Annotated in this window: 10 protein-coding genes and 2 pseudogenes; 2 read left to right on the plus strand and 10 right to left on the minus strand. The window is 70.1% G+C overall.

Annotated features, from left to right (window positions below):
• Positions 1-9: 9 nt before the first annotated feature.
• Positions 10-1,685: pseudogene (locus LNW71_RS07025) on the minus strand (ABC transporter substrate-binding protein).
• 152 nt (positions 1,686-1,837) lie between these two features.
• On the minus strand, positions 1,838-2,812 hold the full coding sequence (locus LNW71_RS07030; protein WP_250967435.1) for a LacI family DNA-binding transcriptional regulator: 975 nt from the start codon (positions 2,810-2,812) through the stop codon (positions 1,838-1,840).
• Positions 2,813-3,103: 291 nt separating this feature from the next.
• Between LNW71_RS07030 and LNW71_RS07035 the strand changes: the two are divergent.
• Positions 3,104-4,561, plus strand: a pseudogene (locus LNW71_RS07035) (glycoside hydrolase family 30 beta sandwich domain-containing protein); the annotation flags it as partial.
• A gap of 102 nt (positions 4,562-4,663) precedes the next feature.
• On the opposite strand, the gene cimA reads toward LNW71_RS07035, so the two are convergent.
• From cimA to ureA, 6 genes are all read right to left on the minus strand, one after another.
• Positions 4,664-6,271, minus strand: a complete 1,608-nt coding sequence (gene cimA, locus LNW71_RS07040; RefSeq protein WP_250967436.1) for a citramalate synthase — start codon at positions 6,269-6,271, stop codon at positions 4,664-4,666.
• A gap of 277 nt (positions 6,272-6,548) precedes the next feature.
• Positions 6,549-7,883, minus strand: a complete 1,335-nt coding sequence (locus LNW71_RS07045) for an MFS transporter (RefSeq protein ID WP_250967437.1) — start codon at positions 7,881-7,883, stop codon at positions 6,549-6,551.
• An 81-nt stretch (positions 7,884-7,964) separates the two neighbouring features.
• Entirely contained in the window at positions 7,965-8,570 is a 606-nt protein-coding gene (locus LNW71_RS07050; protein ID WP_250967438.1) for a TetR/AcrR family transcriptional regulator, read from the minus strand.
• Between the two features lie 57 nt (positions 8,571-8,627).
• The gene (locus LNW71_RS07055; RefSeq protein WP_250967439.1) at positions 8,628-9,653 is read right to left on the minus strand and encodes an agmatine deiminase family protein; all 1,026 of its coding nucleotides are present in this window, start codon (positions 9,651-9,653) and stop codon (positions 8,628-8,630) included.
• An 88-nt stretch (positions 9,654-9,741) separates the two neighbouring features.
• Positions 9,742-11,424, minus strand: a complete 1,683-nt coding sequence (locus LNW71_RS07060) for an urease subunit alpha (RefSeq protein WP_250967440.1) — start codon at positions 11,422-11,424, stop codon at positions 9,742-9,744.
• Positions 11,424-12,122: an urease subunit gamma gene (gene ureA, locus LNW71_RS07065; RefSeq protein WP_250967441.1), complete on the minus strand. Its 699-nt coding sequence runs from the start codon at positions 12,120-12,122 to the stop codon at positions 11,424-11,426. Before ureA ends, LNW71_RS07060 begins: the two co-directional genes overlap by 1 nt.
• 135 nt (positions 12,123-12,257) lie before the next feature.
• On the opposite strand from ureA, the gene LNW71_RS07070 reads away from it, so the two are divergent.
• On the plus strand, positions 12,258-13,709 hold the full coding sequence (locus LNW71_RS07070) for a cytosine permease (RefSeq protein WP_250967442.1): 1,452 nt from the start codon (positions 12,258-12,260) through the stop codon (positions 13,707-13,709).
• Between the two features lie 102 nt (positions 13,710-13,811).
• Here the strand turns inward: LNW71_RS07070 and LNW71_RS07075 are convergent, their stop codons facing one another.
• Both LNW71_RS07075 and LNW71_RS07080 read right to left on the minus strand, forming a co-directional pair.
• Entirely contained in the window at positions 13,812-14,900 is a 1,089-nt protein-coding gene (locus LNW71_RS07075) for a branched-chain amino acid aminotransferase (protein WP_250967443.1), read from the minus strand.
• Between the two features lie 240 nt (positions 14,901-15,140).
• Positions 15,141-16,181 carry a 3-isopropylmalate dehydrogenase gene (locus LNW71_RS07080; protein WP_250967444.1) on the minus strand — a complete coding sequence of 347 codons (1,041 nt, stop codon included), beginning with the start codon at positions 16,179-16,181 and terminating at the stop codon, positions 15,141-15,143.
• Positions 16,182-16,304 lie beyond the last annotated feature (123 nt).

Consider the following 16,304-nt stretch of genomic DNA (forward strand, 5'->3'; position numbering starts at 1 on the left):
CCCTGGGTCCTACTTCGACGGCTTGAGCTTCAGCACGACTTCCAGCGACGAGGGCTGGGTGTGCTGCGGGTCGGCGTACGGGTCGGCCTCGGTGGGCCAGCCCACCCAGTTCTTGGTGGAGTACTCGGCCCCGATGGGCGCGGCGGCGGTCGGGATCATCGGCGCCTGCTCGACCATGATCTTCTGCAGGGTGTTCATCGCGGTGATCCGGGTGCTGTCGGTCGTCGCGTTGGCGAAGTCCTTCAGCGCCTCGGTCGCCTCGGCGTTCTTGAAGCGGCCGAAGTTGCCGAGCTGGGAGGCCTTGCCGATGGGCTGGAGCAGGGCGCCGTCCATGATGTTCTGGTACATGTCGTACGGGGTGGCGCCGCTGTTGGTCCAGTGCAGGGTGGCGTCGAAGTTGCCGTTGGCCACGTCCGCGCCCCACGCCTCGGCGGTCTGCGTCTTGACCTTGGCCTCGATGCCGAGCTTCTTGATGTTGTCCTTGATGATCGCGAGGCCGGTGATGTAGTCGTTCCAGCCGGCCGGGTCGGTGAAGGTCAGCTTCACCGCCTTGCCGCTCGGGTCCTTCAGCACCCCGCCGCTGAGCGTGAAGCCGGCCTTGTCGAGGATCTGCTTGGCACCCTCGACATCGGGCTTCGTGGTGGCGCTCTTGTACTCGGGGCCAGGAAGGACTTGCCGGCGGGCAGCGGGATGCCTGTCGGGTTGGTGATCTCCGGGTAGAGGGTCGCCTCGGCCTGGGTGTAGATCGCGTTGCGGTCGACGACCATCGCCATGGCCTTGCGCAGCGCCGGGTTGTCGAAGGGCTTGCGGGCGGTGTTGAACCACAGTCCGTGGATGCCGAGCCCGGACGGGAACCAGAGCTTGTGGTTCTTGGGGTCCTTGGCGATGTAGAGCTGCTTGTAGTTCGGCATGAAGACGAACGACCACTCGAGCTTGCCGCTGGCCAGCGCGGTGGTCGCGGCGCTGTTGTCGTTGTACGTGCTGTAGCGCAGCTCCTTGACCTTCGTCGCGCCCTTCCAGTAGGTGGGCGTGGCGGTCAGGGTGGTGGTCTGCGGGGTGAACGTCTTGAGCTTGTACGGGCCCGAGCCGACGGGGGTGCGGTTCGGCCAGGTCTCCGGGTTCTTGACGCCTTCCCAGATGTGCTTGGGCACGATGAACTGCTGGATGATCTTGTTCTGGTTGACGTACTGCGAGTCGTCGAAGGTCAGCACGACCTGCTTGCCCTGGACCTCGATCCCGCTGTACGCGATGCCGTTGCCGTTGAGCGCCGGGTGCTTCTTCAGCAGGTTGAAGGTGAACGCGACGTCCTCGGCGGTCAGCGGCTTGCCGTCGGCCCACTTGGCCTTGGGGTCGAGGGTGAAGGTGACCTTGGTGAAGTTGAGGTCCCACTTCCACGCGGTCGCCAGCCACGGGTCGGCCTTGTCCGCGGGCCGGATCTGGCTCGTCATCGCCAGCGGCTCGTAGATCATGTAGCGGTAGCCGAGGGTGGCGCCCGCCGAGGTGTTGAGGAACGGGTTGCTGTTGTTCGTCTGCGGCCCGTCCGGCTTGCCCAGCGTCAGGATGCCCGACGCGGCGTTGCCGCCCTTGTTGGCGTTCGAGTTGGCTGACGAGCATCCGGCGGCGAGCGCGACCACCGCGGTGGCGAGCGCGACCGCTCTGAGCGTGTGGTGACGGCGTGCGGACATGGCGACTCCAGGAGGGACTGGCGGGTCTGGGAGATCCGGAAACGGGCAGCGCTCGGCGCGCCGGGTACGGGCGGTGCGGGTGGTACTGGTGCGTGCAGCTGGCTGCTGCAGGGGGTACGGGAGCGGTTGGCCGGACGGACCGGCCCGGCCCGCTAGGGCGCCGAGTGGCGCACGACCAGTTCGGTGGGCAGCACGACGGGTGCGTCGGGCACGGCCGTGCCACCGAGGTGGGAGAGCAGCATCCGTGCGGCCGTCTCACCCATCTGCCGGGTGGGCTGGCGCACGGTGGTGAGCGGCGGTTCGGTGTGCTCGGCCATCGGGATGTCGTCGAAGCCGACCACCGCGATGTCGCCGGGCACGGTTCGTCCCGCGGCGCGCAGGGCCCGCAGCACGCCTGCCGCGGTGATGTCGTTGTGCGCGAAGACCGAGTCGAACTCCGCGCCGGAAGCGAGGAGTTCTTCCACGGCCAGTCGGCCGCTGGCCTCGGTGAAGTCTCCGCGGACGACCAGGTCGGTGGGCAGGACCGAGACGAATCCCGCCAGCCTGTCGCGTACGCAGCCGAAGTCCTGGGGGCCGGTGATGACCAGCGGCCTGGTGCGGCCGGCTGCCCGCAGATGGCGGGCGGCCGACGCGCCTCCTTCGTGGTTGGTGGTCACGACGGAGGGGAACTCGGGGTGGTGGCCGCGATCGTCGATCAGCACGATCGGCAGGCCGGCGCGGTGCAGTGCGGTGAGGTGGTCGAGGGTGTTCTCGGGTTCGACCACGACCAGCCCGTCGAAGGCACGCGCCGACACCTGGCTGGTGAAGCGCTCCACGGACTCGGCCCCGCGGTTGCACGTGAAGAGCAGCAGCCCGTAGTCGGCGGCCTCGACGGTGTCGACGACGCCCTGAAGCACCTCGCCCATCCACGGCCAGGTCAGCGAGGGCACCAGCATGCCGACCGTGCGGCTGCTGCCACGGGCCAGGCCGACGGCGCCCGAGCTGGGCACATAACCGAGCTGTGCGATCACTTCACGAACACGGGCGGCGGTGGAACCGTCCACTTCACCCTTGGTGTTGAGGACCCGGGACACGGTCGTCTTGCTGACGCCGGCCTCGCGGGCGACATCAGCGATGGTGACTCGCATCGGGGGGCCTCCAGGACACAACAGGACAGAGAGAGCAGCCGGTCGTGGAACCGGTACCGCAACCGGTTCCGGAACCGGTACCGGCGTTGGTGGCGTGAGTTAACCCCGCTGGAACAGAGGCGTCAATACTTCACACCGAGATTGGTCCGGACCCATCCGGCGAGCAGCCGAGAAGGGTTGTGCGTTCAACTCCTGAACGCGCTCCCTCTTGACGTGAGCACGTAATAGCAGTTCACTCACGCCCCATTCGACGGCAAGTTCCCCACACTCCCGCCGAGGAAGGCCTCAGCCATGATCCGAACAGGAAGAGCCGTACGGGTGCTGCTCGCGGCAGCGCTCACGACCGCGGGCCTCACCGGCCTCTCGTCACCCGCCGCCCAGGCCGCGGGCGAAACGGTCGACATCGCCCTGACCACCACCGATGACTCCGGCGGCCGTCATGTCACCCGGGGCCTGGAGGCCCAGACCCCCATCGCCTTCGGGGACGGCAACGGCGGCGGGGGCACGAACATCACGGTCGACGAGAACACCCGCTACCAGACCTTCACCGGCGGCGGTGCCTCGTTCACCGACACGGCCGCGTATCTGATGAAGAGCAGCGGCGCGCTGAGCCAGGCGACGCGTGACGCCACCATGAAGAAGCTGTTCTCCCCCACGGACGGCATCGGGCTCTCTTTCGTACGCAATCCGATGGGCGGTTCCGACCTGGCCCGGACCGGCTACACCTACGACGACGTGCCGGCCGGGCAGACCGACCCGACGCTCGCGCAGTTCTCGATCGCACACGATCTGCAGGACGTGCTCCCGCTCACCAAGCAGGCCAAGGAGCTCAACCCGGCGCTGACGACGGTGGCGTCCCCGTGGACCGCCCCGGCGTGGATGAAGGACAGCGGGCAGCTGAACGGCGGCTGGCTGAAGGCCGAGGACTACGGCACGTACGCCGACTACTTCGTGAAGTACCTCCAGGCCTACCGGGACCAGGGCGTCCCGGTCGACTACGTCACCGCGCAGAACGAGCCGACCTGCTGCTCCGGCTACCCCTCGATGAGCTGGAACGGCTCCGGGCTCGCCTACTTCACCAAGAGCGAGCTGCTGCCCAAGCTGCAGTCCGCCGGCCTGGCCACCAAGGTGCTGGCGCACGACTGGAACTGGGACACCTACGACGAGTACGCCGCGGCCACCGTGGACGACCCGGAGGTGCGCAACCACCCCAACTTCGGCGGGATCGCCTGGCACGGATACGGCGGTGACCTCGCGAAACAGACGGCGGTGCACGACAAGTACCCGTCGGTGGACGCCTTCCAGACCGAGCATTCGGGCGGCACCTGGATCGCCGACCAGCAGCGCGAGGACATGCTGAACATCATCGACTACACCCGCAACTGGGCGAAGTCGGTGACCAAGTGGTCCCTCGCGGTGGACCAGAACCGCGGTCCGCACAACGGCGGCTGCGGCACCTGCGACGGGCTGATCACCGTGCACGACGGGGACGGCAGCAGCGGCCGGGTCGACTACAACGTCGAGTACTACACGATGGGCCACTTGACCAAGTTCGTCCGCCCCGGCGCCTCCCGGATCGCCTCGACCGCCAGCTCCACCGTGCCCAACGTCGCCTGGCGCAACCCGGACGGCTCGAAGGCGCTCATCGCGTACAACGGCGGCGGCTCGGCTCAGCAGGTCACCGTCAACTGGGGCAGCCGGAAGTTCAGCTACTCTCTGCCCGCCCGCACGTCGGCCACCTTCACCTGGTAGGACGGCCCCCGCTCGGCGAGGCATCGGCTGTACATCTGCAACGGTTCCCGGCCGCCGGGACAGCGAGTTCGTCCCGGCGGCCGGGAGCACCCGGCCGGGTCACTCCGTCGGCTGGATTCCCGCCCGCAGCAGTCCGAAGGTGTACGCGTCCTCCAGTGCCTGCCAGGAAGCCGCGATGATGTTCTCGGCGACGCCCACGGTCGACCAGTCGGCGTCGCCGTCACCGGTGGTGATCAGGACCCGGGTGGTGGAATCGGTACCGGTGCGGCCCTCCAGGATGCGCACCTTGTAGTCCACCAGCTCCAGCTTGGCGAGCTGGGGGTAGATCCGCTCCAGGGCGACCCGCAGCGCCCGGTCCAGGGCGTTGACCGGGCCGTTGCCCTCGGCGGTGGCGACGATGCGCTCGCCCTTGGCCCAGAGCTTCACGGTCGCCTCGTTGGCGTGCGTGCCGTCGGGGCGGTCCTCGACGATGACCCGCCAGGACTCGGTGCGGAAGTACCGGCGTACCCGGCCCTCGACCTCGGCCCGCAGCAGCAGTTCGAAGGAGGCGTCGGCCGCCTCGTAGGTGTAGCCCTTGAGCTCGCGCTCCTTGACCCGTTCGACGACGCGTCCGACGAGCTCGCGGTCTCCCCCGAGGTCGACGCCGAGCTCCTGGCTCTTGAGCTCGATGGAGGCGCGGCCCGCCATGTCCGAGACGAGCATCCGCATGGTGTTGCCGACCAGCGCGGGGTCGATGTGCTGGTAGAGGTCCGGGTCGACCTTGATCGCGGAGGCGTGCAGCCCGGCCTTGTGCGCGAACGCCGAGACGCCGACGTAGGGCTGGTGGGTGGACGGGGTGAGGTTGACGACCTCGGCGATGGCGTGCGAGATGCGCGTCATGTCGGCGAGCGCGCCCTCGGGCAGCACGGTCTTGCCGTACTTGAGCTCCAGCGCGGCGACGACGGGGAAGAGGTTGGCGTTGCCGACCCGCTCGCCGTATCCGTTGGCGGTGCACTGGACGTGGGTGGCGCCCGCGTCCACCGCGGCCAGCGTGTTGGCGACGGCGCAGCCGGTGTCGTCCTGGGCGTGGATGCCCAGCCGGGCGCCGGTGTCGGCGAGGACGGTGGAGACGACGGCCTGGACCTGGGCCGGGAGCATCCCGCCGTTGGTGTCGCAGAGGATGACGACGTCCGCGCCGGCCTCGGAGGCGGCCCGGACGACGGCCTTGGCGTACGCGGCGTTGGCGCGGTAGCCGTCGAAGAAGTGCTCGCAGTCGACGAAGACCCGGCGGCCCTGCTCGCGGAGGAAGGAGACGGTGTCGCGGACCATCTCCAGGTTCTCCTCCAGCGTGGTGCGCAGGGCGAGTTCCACATGACGGTCGTGGGACTTGGCGACCAGGGTGATCACCGGGGCACCCGACTCCAGCAACGCCTTGACCTGGGGGTCCTCGGACGCCTTGCCACCCGCGCGGCGGGTCGCGCCGAAGGCGACCAGCTCGGCGTTCGCGAACTCGATCTCCTGCTGCGCACGCGCGAAGAACTCGGTGTCGCGGGGGTTGGCGCCCGGCCAGCCGCCCTCGATGAAGCCGACGCCGAAGTTGTCCAGGTGCCGGGCGATGGTGAGCTTGTCGGCGACCGTCAGGTTGATGCCTTCACGCTGCGCACCGTCGCGCAGGGTGGTGTCGAAGACATGGAAACTGTCGTCGGTGGGCTTGGCCTTGGTGGTCATGCTGGTCTGACTCCTGTCGGATGAGTGGATCCGGACGATCTGGCTCCACTTGCCCCCATCATCCCGCGCGCCTCGCCCCGGCCGAGGTGAGGGCCGGAAAACAAAAAACCCCTCGCGGGTGCGAGAGGTCTGCGCGCGGGTCTGGGGCACGATGGCCGTGCCGTACGTGGTGGTACGGAACGGTCACTGCGGACCGGCGCGCCTGTTGCCGATAATCATGACGAACGAGGACACGGAAGCAGTCTGGCACAGGACCGCCTCCGTGCCCTGCCCCGTCTCAGGATGCGGGCGTCACGCCGGTCGCTCCGGCCTGCTGCGGCTGTTCCCTGGGCGGTCCGGCGACGGCGACCCGGTTCAGGTCGATGTCACGGGTCTCGCGCATCGTCAGGTAGACGATCAGCGAGACCGCGGCGCAGCCCGCCACGTACCAGTAGAAGCCGGACTCGGCGCCGGCGTCCTTGAACCAGAGCGCCACGTACTCGGCGGTGCCGCCGAACAGCGCGTTGGCGACGGCGTACGAGAGACCGACGCCCAGGGCGCGGATGCCGGTCGGGAAGAGCTCGGCCTTCACGCAGGCGTTGATGGAGGTGTAGCCGGTGACCACGACCAGGGCGAGGAGCGCGAGGCCGAGGGCGGGCCAGAAGGTGTCGGCGTGCTTGAGCATCGTCATGATCGGCACGGTCAGGAAGGTCGACCCGACGGCGAAGGTGATCAGCAGGGGGCGGCGGCCGATCCGGTCGGACAGCATGCCGGCCAGCGGCTGGATGCACATGAAGACGAACAGGGCGCAGAAGCTGACGAGCGAGGCGGTGGACTTCTCCATGCCGGCGCTCTTGGAGAGGAACTTGGTGAGGTAGGTCGTGTACGTGTAGTAGGCGACGGTCCCGCCCATGGTCAGCGCCATCACCAGGAACGCCTCGCGCCGGTGCTGCCACAGCACCTTCAGCGTGCCGCGGTCCTGCTGCTCGGCGGCGCCGGAGTCGGCGTACACCTCGGTCTCCAGCATGGAGCGGCGCAGGTAGAAGACGATGGCGGCGCCGAGCGCGCCGACGACGAACGGAATGCGCCAGCCCCAGCTGTGCAGCGCCGCGTCGGACATGTTGCGCTGCAGGACGATCTGGAGGCCGAGGCCGACGAGCTGACCCGCGGTCATGGACACGTACTGGAAGCTGGAGGCGAAGCCGCGCTTCTCGGGCACCGAGGCCTCGGTGAGGTAGGTGGCGCTGGCCGCGTACTCCCCGCCGACGGAGAGCCCCTGGAGCAGCCGGGCCAGCATCAGTACGGCGACGCCCCCGTACCCGGCGACGTCGTAGGTCGGCGCGATCGCGATGAGGATCGCGGAGGCCGACATGAGGGTGACGGTGAGGGTGAGCGCGGCCTTGCGGCCCTTGCGGTCACCGATCCGGCCGAGCAGCCAGCCGCCGACCGGCCGCATGAAGAACCCGACGGCGAAGATGCCCATCGTGTTCATGAGATTGGCGGTCTCGTTGCCCTCGGGGAAGAACGAGTCCGCGAAGTAGACCGCGAAGGTCGCGTACACGAACCAGTCGAACCACTCGACCATGTTGCCGGCCGAACCGACCCAGATTTTCTTCCACTGCTCTCGTCCCATGGTTGGTCACCGTGCCCCAACCGCCGGAAAACTAACAAGGGTGCAGGGCGCAACGATCGCGCGTACTTACGTGCGTTTCGTTCACCGGAGCAGCGAGTCCCGCAGGAACTCCCGCACGTGGGACAGGACCTGTTCGCGGCCGGTACCCGGTATGCCGACGGCGACGTGGACGCTGAAGCCGTCCAGGAGGGCACGCAGCCGGGCGGCGAAGCGGTCCGGGTCGACGGCACGGAACTCGCCGCGCGAGATGCCCTCGGCCAGCAGCGCCACCAGGTCCCGGTGCCAGGCCCCCTCGATGGTGGCCTGCCGCCCGCGCGCGTCGGCGTCGGCGTTCTGCGAGCGGTTCCAGACCTCCAGCCAGAGCGTCCAGTGGGGGTCGCGCGGCCCTTCGGGCACGTACAGCCGCACATACGCGTCGAGCCGCTCGGCGGCGGGCGCCTGCCGGGAGAGCAGGGCGCTGCGCTCGGCACCGAGCCGGCCCTCGCTCCACTCCAGGGTCTGCAGCAGGAGCTCGTCCTTGGTCCGGAAGTAGTACAGCAGGTGCCCGCTGCTCATCCCGACCTCCCGCCCGAGCCCGGCCATGGTCAGCGCGTCGAGCCCGTGCTCGGCGATGGTGGCCATGGCGGCGCCGAGCAGGGTCTCGCGGGGCGGGGCGGTGTTGCGCCGCCGGGCGGGGGGCGGGGTCATGCCGCGGCCGGTGCGCTGAGCATCTGGTTCACCCGTATGTTCTACCGGACCGGCCGGTCAGCCACGTACCGCGGGCTGCTGCTGGGTGATGCAGTGGATGCCGCCGCCGCCCGCGAAGATCGTGCGGGCGTCGACGAGGGTGACGGTGCGCCCGGGGTACAGCCGGCGGAAGATGCCCGCCGCGATCTCGTCCCGCGGGTCGTTGAAGCCGCACAGCACGACACCGCCGTTGCAGACGTAGTGGTTGATGTAGGAGTAGTCGACCCAGTGGCCCTCCTCGTCCTGCACCGCGGCCGGGGCCGGGACCTCGACGACCTGGAGGGTGCGGCCCTGCGCGTCGGTGCCGGCGCGGAGCAGCTCCACGTTCTCCTTGCAGACCTCGTGGTCGGGGTGGGACGGGTCGGGCTGGGTGTGCACCACGACGACGCCGGGTCCGGCGAACGCGGCGACGATGTCGACGTGGCCGAGGGTGCCGAAGCCGTGCGGCGGGTAGTCGCCGGTCAGACCGCGCTTCAGCCAGATCGCCTTGGTGGTGCCGAGCTTGGCGTGGATCTCGGCCTCGACGAGCTCCTTGGTCCAGCCGGGGTTGCGCTCGGGGCCGAGCTGCACGGTCTCGGTGAGCAGCACGGTGCCCTCGCCGTCGACGTGGATGCCGCCGCCCTCGTTGACCAGGGGCGAGCTGTGCACCGGGACCCCGGCGAGGTCCGCGACATGCCGGGCGATCTTCGCGTCGTGCTCCCAGGTGGCCCAGTCCTGCGCGCCCCAGCCGTTGAAGACCCAGTCCACCGCGGCCAGCCGGCTGCCGTCGGTGACGAAGGTCGGCCCGATGTCGCGCATCCAGGCGTCGTCCAGATCGCGCTCGACCAGCTCGATGTCCGGGCCCAGGCAGGCGCGGGCGTCCCGCGACTGGCCGGTCGGGACGACCATGGTCACCGGCTCGAAGCGGCGTACGGCCCGGGCCACGGCGGCCCACGCCTCGCGGGACTCGGCGAGGTCGTCACCGGTGAACGTGGCGTTGGGGCCGGGCCAGGCCATCCAGGTGCGCTCGTGCGGGGCCCACTCGGCCGGCATACGGAAGGTCATGTCGTCGGACTCCTGAAGGCTGTGTCTGGGGAAGTGCTGTGTCGTGAAGTGCCGCGGCGTGAGCGCCGGGTCGTGAAGCGCCGTGCGGTCACAGGAAGTAGAGGCGGTTGAGTGAGATCGAGTCGGCGGGTTCGGACCGCACCGGGGCCCCGTCCAGCGTCACCAGTCCGCTGTCGCCGTTCACCCCCACGTTCCCGATCCTGGAGTTGAACCGGAGGTCCGCCGGGCCGATGGAGCGGGTACCCCGGACGGCGACCCTGCGCCGTCGCGTCGGCATCAGGTCGGAGCCGAGGTCGGCCGCGGCCTTCGCCACGAAGGCCACCGAGATGTCGGCCGGGGTCGCGCCGTGCCCGCCGAACAGCGGTCCCAGGACCAGCGGTTCGCAGGTGTCGGTCGCCGCGTTGGGGTCGCCCGTCACTCCCCAGGCGGGGAAGCCCGACTTCAGGACCAGCTGCGGCTTCGCGCCGAAGAACTGCGGCTTCCAGAGCACGATGTCGGCGAGCTTGCCCACCTCGATCGAGCCGACCTCGTCCGCGAGGCCGTGCGCGATGGCCGGATTGATCGTCAGCTTCGCCACGTAACGCAGCACCCGGGCGTTGTCGTCGTGCGGGCCGTCGCCCTCCATCGGGCCCAGCTCGGCCTTCATCTTGCCCGCCATGGCGAAGGTGCGGCGTACGGTCTCGCCCGCCCGCCCCATCCCCTGCGCGTCCGACGAGGTGATGCCGATCGCGCCGAGGTCGTGCAGCACGTCCTCGGCGCCCATCGTCCCGGCCCTGATCCGGTCGCGCGCCATGGCGGCGTCCCCGGGCAGGTCGGTCTTGAGGTCGTGGACGGAGACGATCATCCCGTAGTGCTCGGCGACCGCGTCCCGGCCGAACGGCAGCGTCGGGTTGGTGGACGAGCCGATGACGTTCGGCACGCCCGCCATCTTCAGCACGTTCGGTACGTGCCCGCCGCCGCAGCCCTCGATGTGGAAGGCGTGGATCGTCCGGCCGTCCAGGACGCGCAGGGTGTCCTCGACGGACAGGCACTCGTTCAGGCCGTCGCTGTGCAGGGCGACCTGCACGTCGTACTCCTCCGCGACCCGCAGGGCGGTGTCCAGGGCGCGGGTGTGCGCGCCCATGTCCTCGTGCACCTTGAAGCCGGACGCGCCGCCCTCGGCGAGCGCCTCCACCAGCGGCGCGTCGTCGGAGGACGAACCACGGGCCAGGAAGCCGATGTTGACCGGCCAGGCGTCGAAGGCGCTGAAGGCGTGGCGCAGCGCCCACGGCGAGTTGACGCCGACGCCCCAGACCGGGCCGAACTCCTGGCCGATGACCGTGGTGACGCCGGAGGCGAGCGACGCCTCCATGATGCGCGGCGAGAGCAGATGGACGTGGGTGTCGACGGCGCCGGCCGTGGCGATCATGCCCTCGCCGGAGACGATGCTGGTGCCCGTGCCGACGACGACGTCCACGCCGTCGAGCGTGTCCGGGTTGCCGGCCCGTCCGATCGAGCAGATCCGGCCTTCGCGGATGCCGATGGAGACCTTCCGGATGCCCTGGGCCGCGTCGATGACCAGCACGTTGCTGATGACGACGTCGCAGGTGTCGCGGACGGCCGCGGCCTTGAGGTGCAGGCCGTCGCGAGCCGTCTTGCCGAAGCCGGCCAGGAACTCGTCGCCCTGCTGCTGCGCGTCCGACTCGACGCGCACCACCAGGCCGGAGTCACCGAGCACGACCCGGTCCCCGGCGCGCGGTCCGTGTGTCGACGCGTATGCGTACGGATCCATCAGGCTTCGCCCTCCGCTCCCAGATAACCGCAGGCCACCGCGCGTCGCAGGGCCTCCTCCTTCGCCCCCGGCGCGTCCAGCGGGCCGTCGACCAGACCGGCGAAGCCGATCGCGATGCGGGCGCCGCCGATCGGGAGCAGACCGACCTCGGCCTCGCCGCCCGGGTCGAACCTGACCGAGGACCCGGCCGGGACGCACAGCCGCATGCCGTATGCCGCCGCCCGGTCGAAGTCGAGCCGCGGATTGGCCTCGAAGAAGTGGAAGTGCGAGGTGACGCTGACCGGGACGGTCGCGGTGTTGCGCACGGTCAGCCGCAGCGCAGGCTCCGGTTCGGCGTGCGGCGGGGCCGGCAGCACCGCGCCGGGGGCGCTGTCGCCCAGCCGGATCCCGGTGCCGGCGCCGATGGGATCGGAGACCACGGCCAGCCGCGATCCGTCGTCGAAGACGGCTTCCACATGGACCTCGGTGACCACGTCCGCCACGCCGGGCAGCACGTCGTCGGGTCCCAGCACGCTGCGTGCCGCGGCGATCGCCTCGGCGAGCCGTCGCCCGTCGCGGGCCGCCTCGCAGACGGTGTCCGCGACGAGTGCGGTCGCCTCGGGGACGTTGAGCCGCAGGCCACGCGCCCGGCGCGCCCGCGCCAGTTCGGCGGCTCCGAAGAGCAGCAGCCGGTCCCGCTCGGTCGGGGTCAGTCGCACGTCACCACACCTCCTGTTTGAACAACACTCTAACCATGACTTCCCAGGATCAGGAATAGCTAGACCATTGACGGGTCAGGTTGGATTGCGTCACATTGAGCAGCACTCAAACAGTCGAATGTCAGGGGCGGCCTCATGCCGATCGAACAGCACGGAGTCGACACCATCCCGGAGGCGGAGCGCACCAGCACCCCACGCGACCTCGTCTCGATCCTGCTCGGATCGAATCTCTGCCTGGGCGTGATCGTCTTCGGCTGGCTCCCGGTCTCCTTCGGCCTGGGCCTGTGGCCCGCGGTGACCTCGGTCGTCGTCGGCACCGTCGTCGGTGTCGCGGTCACCGCTCCGCTCGCCCTGGTGTCGCTGCGCACGGCGACGAACCTGTCGACCTCCAGCGGCGCGGCCTTCGGCGTACGCGGCCGGCTGGTCGGTTCCGTCGTCGGACTGCTGCTCGCGCTGGGCTACACGGCTCTCACGCTGTGGATCGGCGGGGACGTGATGGTCGGCACCCTGGCCCGCATCGCCGGACTGCCGACCGGCGGCCTCTCGCACACCCTGGTCTACGCGCTGCTGGCGGGCTGCACCGTCGTCGGCGCGGTGTACGGGTACCGGCTGCTGCTGCGCCTGAGCAAGATCCTCGCGGTCGGCATGACCGTACTGCTGCTGATCGGCCTGATCGCCTACGCCCCGGACCTCACCACCGCCGCCCCGCCGGACACCCCGTACCTGCTCGGCTCCTTCTGGCCCACCTGGGCGCTGTCCGCCGTCGCCGCCGGGCTGAGCGGCCCGATCGCCTTCATCACGCTGCTCGGCGACTACACCCGGTACATCTCACCGGCCCGGCACCAGCCGCGCCGCGTGCTGCGCGCCACCTGTGCCGGCCTGGTCGTCGGCCTGCTGGTCCCGCAGCTCTTCGGCACGTACACCGCGCTGGCGGCCCGCGCCTCGCTCGACTACGCGGGCCCGCTGGTCGCCGCCTCGCCCGTCTGGTACCTGGTGCCGCTGCTCCTCGCGGCCACCGCGGGCTCCGTGGGCAACGCCGGTCTGATGCTCTACTCGATGGGTCTCGACCTGGACGCGATCCTGCCCCGCGCCACCCGGGCGCGGGCGACACTGGTCGTCGCCGCCGTGGCCACCGCGTTCGTGTTCCTCGGCCACTTCGTCTGGAACGCGCAGTCGGCGATGACGTCGTTCGTACTGCTGCTCACCGCGATCGGCACCCCGTGGGCGGTGATCACGATGATCTCCCACCTGCGCTGCCGGGGTACGTACGACGCGGAGGCCCTGCAGGTCTACAACCGCGGCACCCGGGGCGGCGTCTACTGGTTCCGGGCCGGCTGGCAGCCGCACGCCACCTTCGGCTGGGCGCTGGGGGCCGCGGTGGGACTGTGCGGCGTCTCCACCCCGCTCTACGAGGGGCCGCTGCTCACGCTGACCGGCGGGGTGGACTGCAGCTTCGTGCTGTCGGGCCTGGTGGGCGGGGTGACGTACGCCGTCCTGACCAGGCGCGGCAGCCGGCCCGCGACCGAGCGGGCTGCCGCCGCCGACCTCGTGACCGCCGTGCCGCCCTCCGGGGCGGGCCAGGGCTGAAAACACCTCTCCCGGTGGACGGCCCCGCCGTCCACCGGGAGAGAAGCGCACCACACCCCCGGTCCGATCCGGCCGGGCACGGCCTGATCCGGGGTAAGGCCCTCAGCCGATCGGGTGCATCCAGCCGTGGACGTCCTCGGCGGTGCCGCGCTGGATGTCCAGCAGGCGCTCGCGCAGCTTGAGGGTGACCGGGCCCGGCGTGCCGTCGCCCTGGACCCACTCGCCGCTCGCGCTCTTCACGGTGCCGACGGGGGTGATCACGGCGGCGGTGCCGCAGGCGAAGACCTCGGTGAGGTCGCCGGCCGCGGTGTCGTCGCGCCACTGGTCGATGGAGACCCGGCTCTCCTCGGACTCGTGACCGAGGTCCTGGGCCAGCCTGAGCAGCGAGTCACGGGTGATGCCGGCGAGCAGCGACCCGGTCAGCTTCGGGGTGACGATCCTGTTCCCGTACACGAAGTACAGGTTCATGCCGCCCAGCTCCTCGACCCACTTGTGCTCGACGGCGTCGAGGTAGGCGACCTGGTCGCAGCCCTTCGCGGCGGCCTCGGCCTGGGCGAGGAGGGACGCGGCGTAGTTGCCGCCGGTCTTGGCGTCACCCATGCCACCGGGGACCGCGCGCACCCGGTCCTCGGAGAGCCAGATGGAGACCGGCTTCACACCGCCCGTGAAGTACGCGCCGGCCGGCGAGGCGATCACCAGGAAGAGGTACTCGTTGGCCGGCCGCACGCCGAGACCGACCTCGGTCGCGATCATGAACGGGCGCAGGTAGAGCGACTCCTCGCCGCCGTGCTCCGGCACCCAGGCCGCGTCCTGCTGGACTAGCGCGTCGCAGGCCTCGACGAACGTCTCGACGGGCAGCTCCGGCATGGCGAGCCGGTGCGCGGACCGCCGGAAGCGCTCGGCGTTGGCCTCGGGGCGGAAGGTGGCGACCGAGCCGTCGGGCTGGCGGTAGGCCTTGAGCCCCTCGAAGATCTCCTGGCCGTAATGCAGCGTCATGTTGGCGGGGTCGATCGACAGCGGCGCGTACGGGACGAGCTGGGCGTCGTGCCAGCCGCGGCCTTCGGTCCACTTGATCGTCACCATGTGATCGGTGAAGTGGCGGCCGAATCCGGGCTTGACCAGGATCGCCTCGCGCTCCGCGTCGGACAGCGGGTTCGAGGTGGGCTTGAGCTCGATCGTGGGCGTCGTCATGAGTCCTGTCCTTCACCGGTTCTGTGTGTGTAGGACCGCGCCCACGCCCACTCCTGTCGGACAGGTGCTAGGACGTCCGAGCTTCGCTGCAAGCCGCGGCCCGTTCGATTATCTCTCGCGGGGGGCCGTGCACGAAATGGCGTGAATGCGGTCCAGGGTTCGATGGTCACACCCGGGGCCGCACAGCAGAAGCCGCCGGGTGCGTGTGCGACCCGGCGGCTTCTTGGTGGAGTCGTCGGATCAGCCCGCTACGCGTACCGCGAGCGCGTCGCCGATCTCGTCGGTGCTGCGAGCCGTGCCGTCGCGCTCCGCGAGGTCCGCGGAGACGGCGTCCTCGATGCGCAGGGCCTCGGCCTCGTGGCCGAGGTGGCGCAGCAGGAGGGCCACGGAGAGGATCGTGGCGGTCGGGTCGGCCTTGCCCTGGCCCGCGATGTCGGGGGCCGAGCCGTGGACCGGCTCGAACATCGACGGGAAGGCGCCCGTCGGGTTGATGTTGCCGGAGGCGGCCAGGCCGATGCCGCCGGATACGGCCGCGGCGAGGTCGGTCAGGATGTCACCGAAGAGGTTGTCGGTGACGATGACGTCGAAGCGCTCCGGCTGGGTGACGAAGAAGATCGTCGCCGCGTCGACGTGCAGGTAGTCGGTGGTGACCTGGGGGTACTCGGCCGCCACCTTGTCGAAGGTGTTCTTCCACAGGTGGCCCGCGTACACGAGGACGTTGTTCTTGTGGACCAGCGTCAGCTTCTTGCGCGGACGGGCGGCGGCCCGCTCGAAGGCGTCCCGGACCACGCGCTCGACACCGAAGGCGGTGTTGAGGCTGACCTCGGTGGCGACCTCGTGCTCGGTACCGGTGCGCAGCGAACCGCCGTTGCCGGTGTACGGGCCCTCGGTGCCCTCGCGGACGACGACGAAGTCGATGTCCGGACGGCCGGCCAGCGGGGTCTCGGTGTTCGGGAACAGCTTCGACGGCCGCAGGTTGATGAAGTGGTCGAAGGCGAAGCGCAGCTTCAGCAGCAGCCCGCGCTCCAGGACACCGGACGGCACGGAGGGGTCACCGATCGCGCCGAGCAGGATGGCGTCGTGGCCCTTGAGGGCTTCCAGCTCCGCGTCCGGGAGGGTCTCACCGGTGCGGTGCCATCGCTGGGCGCCGAGGTCGTACTCCTTGGTCTCCAGCTTCACATCCTGCGGGAGAACAGCGTTGAGGACCTTGAGGCCCTGGGCCACGACCTCCCGGCCGATACCGTCACCGGGGATCACTGCGAGATCGATGCTGCGAGACATGTCCGGCACCCTACTGGGGCGTCCCACCCCATGACATCCGGCGTCCACCATACGGACACATGGGCAGCTGTACGTGTACCGTTCACCCATTCGACGGGATGCCGTCAGGGAACGGGTGGAGGT

This window comes from Streptomyces sp. RKAG290, from assembly GCF_023701695.1.
Taxonomy (GTDB): Bacteria; Actinomycetota; Actinomycetes; order Streptomycetales; family Streptomycetaceae; genus Streptomyces.